The organism is Arthrobacter sp. N199823 (assembly GCF_002929705.1).
GTDB lineage: Bacteria > Actinomycetota > Actinomycetes > Actinomycetales > Micrococcaceae > Specibacter.
On record NZ_PJIN01000003.1, the window covers coordinates 190,735 to 204,984 of the forward strand.

The 14,250-nt window shown below is 61.0% G+C and carries 14 protein-coding genes and 1 riboswitch; of the genes, 8 read left to right on the forward strand and 6 right to left on the reverse strand.

All coding sequences use genetic code 11. The features are described from left to right. Positions 1–18: 18 nt before the first annotated feature. Both CXQ93_RS08110 and CXQ93_RS08115 read left to right on the forward strand, forming a co-directional pair. Positions 19–825, forward strand: coding sequence for a carbon-nitrogen hydrolase family protein (locus CXQ93_RS08110; protein ID WP_104109947.1), 807 nt, complete (start codon positions 19–21; stop codon positions 823–825). 40 nt (positions 826–865) lie between these two features. After that, positions 866–1,414, forward strand: a complete 549-nt coding sequence (locus tag CXQ93_RS08115; protein ID WP_146073194.1) for an SUKH-4 family immunity protein — start codon at positions 866–868, stop codon at positions 1,412–1,414. 40 nt (positions 1,415–1,454) lie between these two features. Here the strand turns inward: CXQ93_RS08115 and CXQ93_RS08120 are convergent, their stop codons facing one another. From CXQ93_RS08120 to CXQ93_RS08130, 3 genes are all read right to left on the reverse strand, one after another. Then, entirely contained in the window at positions 1,455–2,363 is a 909-nt protein-coding gene (locus CXQ93_RS08120) for an ABC transporter permease (protein ID WP_104109949.1), read from the reverse strand. Further along, complete coding sequence (locus tag CXQ93_RS08125) at positions 2,363–3,400, reverse strand: aliphatic sulfonate ABC transporter substrate-binding protein (RefSeq protein WP_104109950.1); 1,038 nt, start codon at positions 3,398–3,400, stop codon at positions 2,363–2,365. The genes CXQ93_RS08120 and CXQ93_RS08125 overlap by 1 nt, the downstream gene beginning before the upstream one ends. Positions 3,401–3,462: 62 nt before the next feature. Beyond that, complete coding sequence (locus tag CXQ93_RS08130; protein ID WP_104109951.1) at positions 3,463–4,308, reverse strand: ABC transporter ATP-binding protein; 846 nt, start codon at positions 4,306–4,308, stop codon at positions 3,463–3,465. Positions 4,309–4,314: 6 nt separating this feature from the next. Further along, positions 4,315–4,427: riboswitch (SAM riboswitch) on the reverse strand. A 135-nt stretch (positions 4,428–4,562) separates the two neighbouring features. Here CXQ93_RS08130 and CXQ93_RS08135 point away from each other — a divergent pair. The 5 genes from CXQ93_RS08135 (at position 4,563) to CXQ93_RS08155 (ending at position 7,619) form a co-directional block, all read left to right on the forward strand. Continuing rightward, positions 4,563–4,979 (forward strand): CoA-binding protein, encoded by a 417-nt coding sequence (locus tag CXQ93_RS08135; RefSeq protein WP_104109952.1) that lies wholly within the window; start codon positions 4,563–4,565, stop codon positions 4,977–4,979. A gap of 126 nt (positions 4,980–5,105) precedes the next feature. After that, a complete protein-coding gene (locus CXQ93_RS21070) occupies positions 5,106–5,996 on the forward strand; it encodes a polysaccharide deacetylase family protein (RefSeq protein ID WP_258068750.1) in 891 nt (296 codons plus the stop codon). 60 nt (positions 5,997–6,056) lie between these two features. Continuing rightward, positions 6,057–6,650 carry a dihydrofolate reductase family protein gene (locus CXQ93_RS08145; protein WP_104109953.1) on the forward strand — a complete coding sequence of 198 codons (594 nt, stop codon included), beginning with the start codon at positions 6,057–6,059 and terminating at the stop codon, positions 6,648–6,650. Continuing rightward, the gene (locus CXQ93_RS08150) at positions 6,647–7,057 is read left to right on the forward strand and encodes an MmcQ/YjbR family DNA-binding protein (RefSeq protein ID WP_104109954.1); all 411 of its coding nucleotides are present in this window, start codon (positions 6,647–6,649) and stop codon (positions 7,055–7,057) included. The genes CXQ93_RS08145 and CXQ93_RS08150 overlap by 4 nt, the downstream gene beginning before the upstream one ends. Then, complete coding sequence (locus CXQ93_RS08155) at positions 7,041–7,619, forward strand: DUF1990 family protein (protein WP_104109955.1); 579 nt, start codon at positions 7,041–7,043, stop codon at positions 7,617–7,619. Before CXQ93_RS08150 ends, CXQ93_RS08155 begins: the two co-directional genes overlap by 17 nt. Positions 7,620–7,798: 179 nt before the next feature. Here the strand turns inward: CXQ93_RS08155 and purL are convergent, their stop codons facing one another. From purL to purS, 3 genes are read right to left on the reverse strand one after another with little or no spacing between them, the layout of a single operon-like run. Continuing rightward, on the reverse strand, positions 7,799–10,108 hold the full coding sequence (gene purL / locus CXQ93_RS08160; RefSeq protein ID WP_104110294.1) for a phosphoribosylformylglycinamidine synthase subunit PurL: 2,310 nt from the start codon (positions 10,106–10,108) through the stop codon (positions 7,799–7,801). A 9-nt stretch (positions 10,109–10,117) separates the two neighbouring features. Then, a complete protein-coding gene (gene purQ / locus CXQ93_RS08165; protein ID WP_104109956.1) occupies positions 10,118–10,870 on the reverse strand; it encodes a phosphoribosylformylglycinamidine synthase subunit PurQ in 753 nt (250 codons plus the stop codon). A gap of 2 nt (positions 10,871–10,872) precedes the next feature. Further along, positions 10,873–11,124, reverse strand: a complete 252-nt coding sequence (gene purS, locus CXQ93_RS08170) for a phosphoribosylformylglycinamidine synthase subunit PurS (RefSeq protein WP_038465086.1) — start codon at positions 11,122–11,124, stop codon at positions 10,873–10,875. Positions 11,125–11,476: 352 nt separating this feature from the next. Here purS and CXQ93_RS08175 point away from each other — a divergent pair, with 352 nt between their 5' ends. Then, positions 11,477–14,146 (forward strand): exo-alpha-sialidase, encoded by a 2,670-nt coding sequence (locus CXQ93_RS08175; RefSeq protein WP_104109957.1) that lies wholly within the window; start codon positions 11,477–11,479, stop codon positions 14,144–14,146. Positions 14,147–14,250: the final 104 nt, after the last annotated feature.

Here is a 14,250-nt window from a genome sequence, read left to right on the forward strand (position 1 = left end):
AGCGGAAGGACCATTGCCATGAAGGTCAGCGTTGGACAATTCAACCCAGGCGGAGACGTCGTCACGAATCTGGCCACCATGCGCAGACTTGCTGTGACTGCCGCGCAAGAAGACAGCAAACTAGTGGTGTTCCCTGAAGAAGCCATGTTCTCCGTGGGCCGCATCGAGGGCGATTTTGCCGCAACAGTGGACGCCAACTGGACCACCTTTGTGCAAGGGCTGTCCATGATTGCCTCCGAGGTGGGGATCGCCGTCATTGCTGGTGGCTATGAAACCAGTGGTGAGGCGCGCCCCTACAACACCGTTGTAGCCCTCGGTGATGATGGTGAAATTCTCGGAACCTACCGGAAACTGCACCTCTACGATGCCTTCTCATACCAAGAATCGACCCGCATCAAGCCCAGCGACCGCGGCATCACCCTCGTGGAAATTGGCGGCTTCAAGGTAGGCATCATGACCTGCTACGACATTCGCTTCCCGGAACTGGCGCGAGCGTTGGCGTTGGCTGGGGCGGACATGATCTGTGTTTCTGCGGCCTGGTTCAAGGGCGAACATAAGATTGACCATTGGGAGACGCTTCTCAAGGCGCGGGCCATTGAAAATACCTGCTGGGTGGCGGCTGCGGGAACCTCCAGCAAGCATTGCATTGGGCATTCAGCCATTCTTGATCCCATGGGTATTGCCCTTGACTTCCTCAATGACGAGGCTGAGGGTGTGGTCACCACAGATGTCACGCATCGCCGTATTGAGGAAGTCCGGGAGTTCCTGCCGGTGCTGCGCAACAGGCGCTTTGAGGGCAGTTCAGCGGTAGTTCCTGCCGGTTAGAAAGTTCCCGTTGACGGGGCAACTGGCTGTGGTTAGTGTCATGACTATGGACCTACGGCAGGAGGACATCATGAACGACACCAGGATTTGGTCCGTGTTAAAGGGCATGTACCCGGTTGCCCTGGAGGACGTTCCCTTGGACGGTCAATGGCTTGAACCGCCCTTTGCCGACGATTCCAGCGGCCGGGCCATTGTCTGCAATGACGGGGATTTTCAATTCGTTGTAGTGGACCGGAAAACCGGAGCAGTGCTGTTCGTTTGTGAAGACGAAGAAACCCTCATGGCCTCATCGCTGGAGACCCTGCCCGCCATTGTTGCGGCGTGGGGAGCCATTGACCGCGACACCGTTGGGCCCGAAGACGACGATGACTTTTCCGCCGTCGCCAAGAGCTTTGAAACGTTGCTTTTGGAAATTGATCCGGCTGCAGCGGGTGCCAATGAATTTTGGCACCGCTACACCGAGGAACTGACCAGCCAGGACTACGTGGACTTCGACGATGATGACGACGCCGAGGAAGAGGACGAGCAGGAGCCCGACTCCGGAGACAACGATCGGCCCAGCGCCGCCGATTCATTCGTGGACGCCTGAGCTGAGCCGGGCGTAAGTACCAGTCTCTAGCGCCGGGTTGTTAGGACCAGCGGCGAACGGCCCACTTCTCCGCGAGGCCAAGCAAGGCATCTGTGGCTTTGCCGAGAACTGCCAGCAGCACAATAGCTAGCAGCAATCTGTCGGTGCGGCCGTTGTTTTGTGAATCGGTCAATAGGAATCCCAGACCCATGGATGAGGCAATCAGTTCAGCCGCCACAAGGAACAGCCACGCCTGGGCCAGTGCCAGCCGGAGCCCGGAGAAAATGGCCGGTACTACGGCAGGCAGTTGCACCGTGGTGAGCAGCTTGAGCCCTTGCAAACCGAACGCTCGCGCGGCTTCCACGAGGTTTTTGTCCACATGGCGCAGAGCCAGCGACACCGTGGTGAACACCGGGAAGAATGCCCCAATTACAATCAGCGTGACCTTTGAATCCTCGCCAATCTTCATCCACAGGATCAACAACGGCACCCAAGCAAGCGACGGCACAGCGCGTAGTGCTCCGATAGTGGGCCCCAGCAGTACTTCGGCGATCTTTGACAGCCCCACGAGGGCACCCAAAGAGACACCCAGTGCCGCCCCGGCCAGGAAGCCCAGGAGCACGCGTTGTGTGGAGATGGCCACATGGCTGAACAGTTCATTGCGGGAAATGAGCTCGGTCCCGGCCTCAAACACTGCACGCGGTGACGGCAGCTGCACCGGCGAGAAGAGCCCTGCTGCTGTGCTCAGCTGCCAGGCCAGCAGGATCAACGCCGGGAGGATCATCCCCAAGCCCAACTTGACCCAACCGTTGCTCCAGCGAGAGCCATTGTTCGTGGAAACCTGTGCGGGCCGCGATCCTGGTGCTGGAGCACCCGGCGTCAGGGTGGTGACGCCCATAGCGCTGAACCCTTCAGTGGTAGTGGGGAACACGGAATTGCCTGTTGCCCCCGGGTTGCCCAGGTTGGTCATCAGGATTCCTTGATTGACTCGGGATTTGCCTTCAGGGCGAAGGAATCATCCAGCAGGCTGGCCAGAGCTGTGTCTACCTCGGCCTGAGACTTGACGTCGCCGAGCTCAACAAAGGTGGGCCCGATCTTGGCCAAGACTGCGCGCTGCTTCTCACCTGGAATGCCTGAGACATCGAGGTTGCTGCGCTTGAGAATGACAGTGGTAGCAACTTCTGGCTTAAGGCCGGCAGCATCTGCCAGAATTTGAGCCGTTTCCTCGGGATTGGCGGCGGCCCAGACACGGGCCTTCTCATAAGTGTCAACCACTGTCTGTGCCAGCTCGGGCTTGTCTTTGAGGAATGATTCGGTGGCGTTTAGGAAGCCATAGGTGTTGAAGTCTAGGTTGCGGTAGAAGAGGGTAGCGCCCTCCTGCTCGGCCGTGGCCATGATGGGATCCAATCCAGCCCACGCGTCCACGGAGCCGTTTGCCAAGGCTGCGCGACCGTCAGCGTGCTGGAGGTTTTCCACCGTCACGTCCTTGGTGCTCAAACCTGCCTTTTCCAAGGCCTGGACCAGGAAGAAGTAGGGATCGGTGCCCTTGGTAGCTGCCACCGATTTGCCCTTCAGATCGGCAACCGAGGTGATGGCCGATCCCTTGCTGGTGACAAGTGCCGCCCACTCCGGCTGGGAGTACAGGGAGATCGTTTTGATGGGTGAGCCGTTGGCGCGTGCCAGTAGTGCGGCGGAACCTGCCGTGGAGCCGACATCGATGGCGCCGGCGCGCAATGCTTCGTTGGCCTTGTTGGAACCGGCGGATTGTAGCCACTTTACTGTGACATTCTTCGGAGCCAGCGTTGTTTCCAGCCAACCCTTTTTCTTGATGACCAAGCTGAGCGGGTTGTAGGTGGCGAAGTCGATGGTCAAGGTGCTGGCTGCGCCATCCTTGCCGGCGGCATCGGTAGCTGCGTTCTCGCCAGCGCAGCCAGCCAAGGCCAAGGCGGAGACTGCGGCGGTGAAACCAAGGAAGGAACGGCGGTTGAAAATAGCTGCATTAGGCATGATGGTCCTCAAAAATGGGTGTGGTGGAGAGATGAACGAAGAAGAAGAAAGAAGGAGAGGGGCTAGTGGCCGTCGACGCCGAGGCTGGCGAGCAGCGAGCTGCGTAGTCCGGCCAGCTCGCTGGAAGCCCGGTCGCGGGGGCGGGGTCCGGGTACATTGACGGTGCGCACAATGGTGCACCCCGGCGTGTCCGTTCCATCGGAGCCGAGCAGGATGATCCGGTCTGCAAGCTGCAGCGCCTCATCCACATCGTGGGTGACCAGCAGCACCGTGGTGGGCTCTGCCGCATGCACGTCCAACAGCAGGTCCTGCATGGTGATTCGGGTCAGCGCGTCCAGTGCACCAAACGGCTCGTCTAGCAGTAAAACCGCGGGATTGCGGGCCAAGGCCCTGGCTAGTGAGGCCCGCTGGGCCATGCCGCCGGAGATCTCCCGCGGGCGGTGACCGGCGAATTTAGACAGGCCCACCAGCTCCAAGAGGTTTTTCACCACGTGGCGCCGCCGGGCAGCGTCTGCGCCGGAGGGAACCCCAACCGCCACGTTGCTGGCGATTGATTTCCACGGCAGGAGACGGGGTTCCTGGAAGGCCACGGCACAGCGTGAATCAATGCCGGATACGGCGGTGCCGTCAATGCTCACGGTGCCGGTGCTGGGCGCATCCAATCCGGCTACGGCGCGTAGAAGGGTGGACTTTCCGCAACCGGAAGGGCCCAGCAGGGCCACGATTTCCCCTGCCTGGATGTCAAAGCTGACATCACGGAGCACCGTGTGAGTGCCAGCCTTGGAGCTGAAGGACCGGCCAAGAGCCTCAAAAGAGACAGGCATGGCCGCAGTCCCTTGGGGATCGGAAACTGCCGTTGGTGGCGCCGCCGAATCAGTGGACACCGTTCGCGAAAGCAAAGCAGACATGAAAACACTCCATCGTTCCTGGCGGTAGCACCCTGCCGGCGATGACTCCTCTTGCGGGGTGTCAACCAGGGTTGCTGCGGCGTCGCTGAGCCAGATCTCTCGGCCGCTCGGGATGGTCGCTCTAAGACTAGGTCCTGGGGATGAACCAGCTGAAATTGTCAGAGGTGCGCAGTTCTCTAGACGTAACAATTGTGGTTGGCGAACCGCCGGGCAAGCGTAGTGGCATCGGTGGGCGCCGGGCCTAAGCTCATGAGATGGAACATATTAATGACCCGCAGGTGATTCACAGACTACTGACCACCCCCGCGCGCTGGGCAGTGGTTGGCCTCTCCGGTAACCCTTTGCGACCGGCCGTGGGTGTTTCCTTGTTCCTCCAGCGCCAGCTGGGCCATGAGATCATCCCCGTGAGCCTGAAGGGGGACGACGTTCATGGTGCCAAGGGGTACAAGACCCTCGCCGAGATACCCGGGCGCATCGATGTGGTGGACTGCTTTGTGAACTCACACAAAGTGGGTGCGGTGGTTGACCAAGCCATTGCCGTGGGTGCCAAGGCTGTTTGGCTGCAGCTCGGCGTGATTGATGAGGATGCGGCCCAGCGCGCGCAGAATGCCGGTCTTGAGGTAGTCATGAACACCTGCCCCAAGATTGAAGCAGCAAAGCTCGGACTTTAACCGACGCCGGCATCGAGTGCCCTAGCACCCCAACTTCCAAGTAACTGCGAATAAATTAGGACAGCCGATATGCCCCGCCACTTTGCCAATTCCCGATCCCGAGGCCGCTGGGTGGCATGGTCAGTCATGATTTTAGCCATCGCCCTCGTGGCAACGGGCGTCTGGTGGGTCACCTCCAACAGTTCACAGTTTTCCAGCGCAGTTTCAGGGGCGCCCGATCAGAGTGCCCAGGCAGCAAGCAACACTGCACCTACGGACACTGGCGTCCCGGTAAGTACCCCGGCGGAAAGTGACGCGCAGTCGCCAACGCATGCTCCGGCGTCGGAGGTTCCAACCACTGCCCCGCCCACTCTGGCGCCCACGAATCCGGCAACCGGGCGGGTGGACACGCTGGACGGGCTGGTGCCGGATTATGTGCTCCCGCCCATTGAAAACGGGATGGTGCCCGTGCTGACCAAGGTCCCCACCGAACAAAAAGTGGTGTTTTTGACAATCGACGACGGCGCGATCAAACGGGATTCGGACCTGGCACTGCTGGAGAAGAACGGGATCAAGGCGTCGCTGTTCCTGGCGCACAATTTCATTGCAGGAAGTTCGGATTTCTACAGGAAATACACGGCGGCCGGGCACCTCATTGAGGACCACACCATGACCCATAATCTGGACTTTATTCACCTGAGCTACGAGCAGCAAAAAGCGGAGATTTGTGGGATGGCCGATTTCGAGGAACAGCAGTTCGGGCGCCGGCCAGTCTTTTTTCGCCCTCCCGGCGGTCCCTACACGATGGCCATTCGCAAGGCAGTCGCGGAGTGTGGCATGAAGGCCATCGTCGACTGGGAAACGAAGGCTAATGCTGGCGGGATGGACTACCAAGTGGGTGCCGGGTTGCGTCCGGGCGACATTGTGCTGATGCACTTCCGTCCGGAGTTCCCGCGGGACCTTGCGGCCTTCCTGAAGGCGCAAAAGGCGGCGGGGCTCAAGGTGGTGCTGCTCGAGGACTATCTGGCAACTCCGTAGCTCCTGACCGGCTTCGGCGCGCAGGTGCAGGGTGCCTGCTCAGGCGGTAGCGTAGATTCCATGACCAAGACCGTGTACTACACCGCATCAACGCTGAACGGGTTTCTGGCGGATAAACACCATTCCCTGGACTGGCTCTTTGCCGTGGATACCGCAGGATCTCCGGACATTGCCGCTTTCATGGACAGCGCGGGCGTTTTCGTCGAGGGCTCATCCACCTACGAGTGGATACTTAAGGCTGAGAATTTGTTGGCGGAGCCAGCCAAATGGCAGCAGTACTACGGCAGCAAACCCACCTATGTGTTCACGTCCCGGACCTTGCCCGTGCCCGACGGCGCCGATGTCCGCTTTGTCAGTGGCGACGTGGCCGGGGTCCTGGAAGAGATCACAGCAGCTGCCGGAGATCTGAACGTTTGGGTGGTGGGTGGTGGCGATTTGGCCGGCCAGTTCCTCGATTGCGGGGCGCTGAATGAACTGGTTGTCACCTATGCTCCGGCCGCCCTGACAAGCGGGGCGCCCCTGCTGCCACGCAACGTGGGCGTCGATTCTCTGGTGCTGCGCAGCGCTGAGAAACAGGGTGAATTTGCTGTGCTGACCTACGGAGTTCGTGGCAGGGAAGGCAGCACGCAGAGCGCTGAAGGCGGTACACCGTGAGTTACGTTGGAGCCGATGATCTGCGTGCCGCGGCGCTAGCTTTGACGGGAGCCTATGAGGACTTCCCTTTCGGGCCCGAAACCAGTGTTTTCAAGGTGAAGGCCCCCAGTAGCGGCGGAACGCAGCGGGCGGGTAAGGTGTTTGCGCTGGGCGATCTTGACGCCGAACCGATGCGGATCAGCTACAAGTGCGATCCCGAGCTGGCGCCAGCACTACGCCAAGCCAACCCCGGAATCACTGCCGGCTACCACTTGAATAAAAGGCACTGGAACACCGTGGACACATCTGTGGTGGAGCAGCAAATGGTGCTGGAGATGTTGGAAGATTCGTACGATCTTGTGGTGTCGGGGCTGCCCAAGTATCAACAAGTTGCATTGGAGTGGAGCGCATATGTCGCCAAAAGCTAGGCGTGGCCCCCTTGATTACCCTTTTCTGGGCCTGACCAGGCTGGCTGTGGAAAAATCCGCAGACACCATCGAATGGCCCAAGGGTTTTGATCATGTGGATAAGACGCTCGCCGTCGGGGTTGGTCAGGCGGCATTCGACGCGTTAGCTGCGGGCATCATGAGCTGGGAAATACAGCGCCGGGCCGGGCTTCACGTGAAAGCGCCGCCGCGGGCAGTGGTGGGGGCTCAGGTGGTCAGCGGTTTTGGAGTGGGAAACTTGCGCCTGCCCGTGCCGTGCGAGGTGGTGTGGGCCATGGAACCGCAGTGGGTTCCGGGCCCCGACGGGCGGGATATTCAGCTGGCAGGGTTTGGCTACGGCACACTACCTGGGCACCCGGCTCTGGGCGAGGAAGCGTTCATCGCCATGATGCAGCCCGACGGCGGCGTGTACTTCAGGCTGCTGGCCTTCAGTAAGCCTGCAGGTCTGATTTACGCACTCGGCGCCCCCGTCACCAAGCTGACTCAGGCGGGAGTCACCCGCTCCTACCAGCAGGCGGCACGCACGCTGACGGGCGGCTTTTAGGCGCTTTGGCCGGGCTGTTTTGACGGTGGAGTAACAAAAAACCCCGGCCAACTCGTGAATGAGTTGACCGGGGTTTTTGCGTTTGGTGGGCCCACAGCTCCGAGGGGCCCCAACCGTTGGGCCCAGGCTTGCCGGCCGGGGAAATCACGTCAGCGATTTCCCCGGCCGGCAAGTGGGGACTAGCCGAAGTACTTCGGCAACGTGCCTTCGTGTGCTTCGCGGAGCTCGTCCAGCGGAGCGCTGAACAGGCCCTGCAGATCCAAAGCGTTGCCGGCTGCGTCAACAACACCAATGCGGGACACCGGGAAACGGCGGGCCGTGCACATGTCGTTGAAGCGGACTTCTTCGCTGCGGGGAACGGACACAATGGCACGTCCCTGCGTTTCGGAGAACAGCAAGGTGAACAGGTCCACGCCGTCGCGCGCAGCAACCTCATCCAGGGCCACGCGGGCACCGGTGTTGTTGCGGAGGGCGGATTCAACGAGAGCTGCCGCGAGGCCACCTTCGGAGAGATCGTGAGCTGCATCGATCATGCCGTCGCGTGAAGCATTGATCAGGATTTCGCCCAATTCGCGTTCGATCGCCAGATCAACCTTGGGCGGCAAGCCACCCAAGTGACCGCGCAGGTTGGCCCACTCGGAGCCATCCAGATCATCAGCCGTGGTGCCCAGCAGGTAAATGGCCTGGCCATCCTCAGCCCAGCCTGACGGCGTGCGGCGAGCAACGTCGTCGAACTTGCCCAATACCGCAACCACAGGGGTCGGGTGGATCGGGGTGGTGCCCGTCTGGTTGTACAGCGAGACGTTACCGCCGGTGACGGGGATGCCCAGCACCATGCAGGCGTCGGACAGGCCGCGGATAGCCTCGGCGAGCTGCCACATGACATCCGGATCCTCGGGGGAGCCGAAGTTCAGGCAGTCACTGACGGCCATGGGGATTGCGCCCGTGGTGGCCACGTTGCGGTAGGCCTCGGCCAGCGCCAGCTGTGCGCCGTGGTACGGGTCAAGGAAGGTGTAACGGCCGTTGGCGTCGGTAGCCAGGGCAACGCCTAAACCGGTTTCCTCGTCCACACGGATCACACCAGCGTCGTCCGGGAAGGCCTGCGCCGTGTTGCCGCCAACATAGCGGTCGTACTGGTTGGTGATCCAGTCCTTCGAGCACATGTTGGGGGAGGCGATGAGTTCCAGCACGGCGGCCTTGAGTTCTTCCGGAGCGGAAGGGCGGCTGGCATCGGCAGCTGAACCATTGAACACGTCAGCCTGAAGGGCATCCTGCCACTCGGGGCGGGCGAACGGGCGGTCGTAAACCGGGCCGTCGTGAGCCACGGTGCGGGGATCGACGTCGACAATTACCTCGCCCTCCCACTTGATGATCAAGCGGCCGGTGCCGGTGACTTCGCCGAGCCAGGAGTACTCCACAGCCCACTTGTCCATGACAGCTTCAAACGCAGCCATGTTTTCCGGCGTGACAACAGCCATCATGCGTTCCTGCGACTCGGACATCAGGATTTCACCCGGTGTCAGGGTGGGGTCGCGGAGCAGAACGGAGGTCAGTTCAACTTCCATGCCGCCGTCGCCGTTGGAGGCCAGCTCGCTCGTGGCGCAGGAAATACCTGCGGCGCCGAGGTCCTGAATACCCTCAACAAGGGATCCCTTGAACAGCTCGAGGCAGCACTCGATGAGCACCTTCTCGGCAAAGGGGTCGCCCACCTGCACGGCGGGGCGCTTGGATGGCTTGGTGTCATCGAAGGACTCCGAGGCCAGCACCGAGGCGCCGCCAATGCCGTCGCCGCCGGTGCGCGCACCGAACAAAACAACCTTGTTGCCCTTGCCCGAGGCGTTAGCCAGGCGGATATCTTCGTGGCGCATGACGCCAACAGCCAAAGCGTTGACCAGCGGGTTGCCCTGGTAAATGGAGTCAAACACCATTTCGCCACCAATGTTGGGCAGGCCCAGCGAGTTGCCGTAGCCGCCAATGCCGGCAACCGCGCCGTGCATGACGCGGGCGGTGTCCGGGTGATCGATGGCGCCAAAACGCAGCGGATCCATGACTGCCACGGGGCGGGCACCCATGGAGATAATGTCGCGGACAATGCCACCGATGCCTGTTGCGGCACCCTGGTACGGCTCAACGAACGAGGGCGAGTTGTGGGACTCGATCTTGAACGTCACGGCCCAGCCGTCGCCCAAGTTGGTGACGCCAGCGTTTTCGCCGATGCCAACCAGCATGTCCTTCTTCATTTCCTCGGTGACCTTGTCGCCAAACTGGCGCAGGTGGTTCTTGGAGGACTTGTAGGAGCAGTGCTCACTCCACATCACGGAGTACATGGCCAGCTCAGCGCCGGTGGGGCGTCGGCCCAAAACCTTCACGACGTCGTCGAACTCGTTTTGCTTCAGGCCAAGCTCGGCCCACGGCAATTCAACCTCGGGGGTCACTTCGGCGTTAGCAACGGTGTCAATGTTGAACTTCTTGGCGGGCTCTGTTGAAATCTCGGACATTTACTTGCCTCCCAGAAGGGTGTTCAAAACTGAGGTGAAGAAACCCAGTCCATCGGTGCCGGTGTGACCGGGGCCGTAACCTGTTTCAACGGCGTGCTCGGGGTGCGGCATGAGGCCCACCACGTTGCCGGCAGCGTTGGATATGCCGGCAATATCGCGGCGTGAACCGTTGGGGTTGGTGCCAACATAGCGGAATGCCACACGGCCCTCGGCTTCAAGGGCGTCAAGGGTTTTCTCGTCAGCAATGTACTGGCCATCCTGGTTTTTCAACGGGATGGTGATCTCCGCGCCCGGCGCGTAGGCGTTGGTCCAGACGGTGTTGTTGTTCTCAACGCGCAGCACGGTGTCGCGGCACAGGAACTTCAAGTGGTCATTCTTGATCATGGAACCGGGCAAAAGGTGCGATTCGGTCAGGATCTGGAAGCCGTTGCAAATACCCAGAACAGGCAGTTTCGCATCTGAGTTGGCGGCGTCAATGATCTGTGACATCAACGGCGCAAAGCGTGAAATGGCACCGGCGCGCAGGTAGTCGCCGTAGGAGAATCCACCGGGGATGATGACGGCGTCAACATCGGCCAGGACGGTGTCAGCGTGCCAAAGATCGACGGCGGTGGCGCCGGACAGGCGGACGGCGCGGCTTGCATCGCGGTCATCGAGGGTGCCGGGAAAGGTCACCACGCCGATGCGGGCGCCGGCCAGTCGGGAGTCAACAGGGGCCAGTGTGGCCCCGCCAATCAAGGGGGTTTCAGTCACGGCTAGTCCGCCACAACTTCAACGTTGACAACGTCTTCGATGACCGGGTTGGACAGCATGGTTTCCGCTGCTTCGCGAGCCTGGGCCAGGATCTCCTCGGTCACCTCGCCATCCACGGTCAATTCAAAGCGCTTGCCCTGACGGACAGCGGAGAATGCGGTGAAGCCCAAGCGGGGAAGTGCGCCAACAATGGCTTTTCCCTGCGGGTCCAGAATTTCGGGCTTGAGCATGACGTCGACAACGATCCGAGGCATCGAAGGAACTCCTGGTGTTTAAGAGAGGGTGCCGCGGAGGTGCCGTCTTACGCCAACTTATCGGGTCACTTGTTGCTGACCTGAAATGTCATGAGAAGGCGCTCCGCGAGCTTGCCATTCCATTCTACGCAGTGATTCCAAACTCAGGAATTTCAGTGGCGCAGCTCGCATTTAACTTCTGGGCGGTGACTGATTCAATCGGCAGACCTTGACCTGCGAAGGGTTGTTTTGTGACCCGCGACACGCTACGGTGGTGGGATATTCCATGTCCTGTAAGTCACAGATTTACGGTGGAATGTACTTGAATTGGGGACAGCCACGCGGCCAATGAGGGCCGCTTTGAAAGGACCACATGAATTCCACCGACTTCCAGCGCCGATGGAAAGCACCCCGGGCAGCAGCAATTGCCGGGATGCTGACGACAGGCCTCTTGACCAGCATGCTCGCCCCCGCAATTGCGCAGGCCGCTCCGGCTTCCGAGACTCCCAGCTACGAACAGCAGGTGCTCGCCAAGAACGGCGACAACGCCATTGACCCGGTGCTCGGCAAGTCCTATCGCATCCCAGCTTTGGCTGACATGGGCAACGGAGTGCTTCTGGCTTCTTATGATGGCCGTCCTGATGGCGGAGATTCTCCGTCACCAAACTCGATTGTGCAGCGCCGCAGCACCGACGGTGGCAAGACTTGGGGCGCGGCGACGTTTATCGCGCGGGGTCAAGTCACGGCCACCGGAGTACAGCGCTATGGTTTCAGCGATCCGAGTTACGTGGTGGACAAAGAAACGGGCACGGTCTTCAACTTCCATGTCTACTCCAAGGACCAGGGCTTCGGAGGCAGTATCTTCGGCAATGACGATGCCAACCGGCAGGTCATCAGCGCTCAGGTCTCCGTCTCAACTGATGGTGGAATCAGCTGGTCAACTGACCCGGACCGTGGGCCAGCGCTGCCTGTTGTGGCGAGCTACCCGGCGTCTTCACCCTATGCCGACTTTGACGGACCGCTGGTCACCACTGTCGCGAAGCCGGTGGGTTCAACCGTCAATGGTGTGAGCAATGTGGGAGGGGTTGCCGGTATGTTCGCCTCCTCCGGGGAAGGTATCCAACTCAAGTACGGCCAGTTCAAGGGCAGGCTGATTCAGCAATTTGCTGGCAAGGTTAAGCAGGCTGACGGCAGCACACTCATTCAGGCCTACAGCCTCTATTCCGACGACCATGGAAAGACCTGGCAGCGCGGGGCTTTTGTCGGCACCGGCATGGATGAAAACAAGACGGTCGAGTTGTCCAGCGGCGACGTCATGATGAACTCCCGGGCCAGCAGCGGCGGCAACGGCGGCCGCAAGGTGGCCATTTCCAAGGACGGCGGCGTAACGTTCGGCCCAGTCACGGTGGACACCCGCCTGGCTGACCCCGTCAACAACGCCTCCATTGCGCGCATGTACCCGGATGTGGCACAGGGCTCGGATGAAGCCAAGATGCTGCTCTTCTCCAACGCCAACAGCACCACCGGCCGCCAGAACGGTACCATCCGCTACTCCTGCGACGACGGTGCCACTTGGAGCGCCGGCAAGCAGTTCAAAGCCGGCGTCATGAGCTACTCCACCGTCACGCCCCTAGGCGAGGGCACATTTGGTGTCTTCTACGAGGGCGACAGCAACACCATGACGTTTGGCAAGTTCAATACAGAATGGCTGGGCATCGAGTGCGGCGTTGAGCTCACCGCCAAGGCTGTCACGGGCGCCAACGGTGAAACCGTGCAGGCTGAACTGACCCTGGTGAACGGAAGCGAGAAGGCAATCACCGGAGCCAAGGCCTCCTTCGCGGCGCAGAACGCCTGGACCTTCGGAACCTCTGCGTTCGCCGACGTTGCCGCCGGCTCGTCCGCCACCGTCACCGTCCCGGTGACCATCCCCGCCAGCGCCAAGGCCGGAAGCTATTCGGTCACGGCCAAGGTCAGCTACGGCACCAGCGAATTCAGCGCAGTGGTTCCCGTGACCGTCACCGGCGGCGCTGCACCCACCATCGGCCTCGGCGTCGTGGGCTCGCGCACCGACAGCAGCCGCGACCTTGCCGCCACGCCCTACACAGTTGGCGAAAAGCTCCCGTACCAGTTCGCCGTCACCAGCCTCAGCAATGTCACCTCCAATGTGGCCCCTGTTGCGGGCAACTTTGACCCGTTCCTGCCCCCGGCTGGCGGCAACTGCCGCTGGAACAACCTGGCCATGTGGGCGAACTACACCTGTGGCACGCCCCGCCACGCGGTCACGGCTGATGAACTGGCCAACGGCTTCTTCATCCCGCTGACCACCTGGTCCGTCACCAGTACCGGCTTGGCAAGCAAGACGTTCACCATCACGGGTAGCGAAGTTGATGTGTTGGCGCGCAACCCCGAATTGTCGGCCACCGCGGTTTCCGTGTGGAACGATGTGGACGGCAACGCGTTGGCCAGCGCCGGTGACACGCTCACCACCACCGTCACGGCCGGCAACTCCGGCAACGTCACCTTGACCGGAGTTGCCGGGCTCGGCACCGACCACGGCACCCTGGCCGTTGGTGAATCCGCCACCTTCACGGAAACCCGTGAACTTTCGACGGCGGAAATTGCCGCAGGTGCCGTGTCGGAGCGTACCGTTGCGCTCGCCGCAGTCAACGGCACCAAGGATGCGGCACAGGACGTCGTCGTGCAGGCAGTTGAGCTGCCCGTGCTCCCGGCGATGCCTGACTTTGAGCCGTCCGTCAAGCGTGAAAACTTGAACAGCCAGGCTCCCATTGACCTGGGTCTGCGCGACGGCAAGTACAGCATCGGCGACACCGTCACCGTAAGGAACTTGCCGGCCAATAAATGGAGCTACGTGCACCTGAACCAGCACGGGGCCCGCATTGGCTGGTTCCTGGCCGATGCGCAGGGAACTGCGTCGTTCATCGTTCCTGAGGGAACCAAGAACGGCAAGGACACCCTGGTCGTCTCCGATCAGAACGGCGAATTCTTGTCCTTCGGTACCTTCCACGTCACGCCTGCCAACTAAGCGCAGCTAGTCCTCACGTAGAAGAGACTGCTGGGTGGTTCCGCGTATTAGCGGAGCCGCCCAGCGTCACCTAATCACCGGGACGCCGGGGGAAATCGATATCA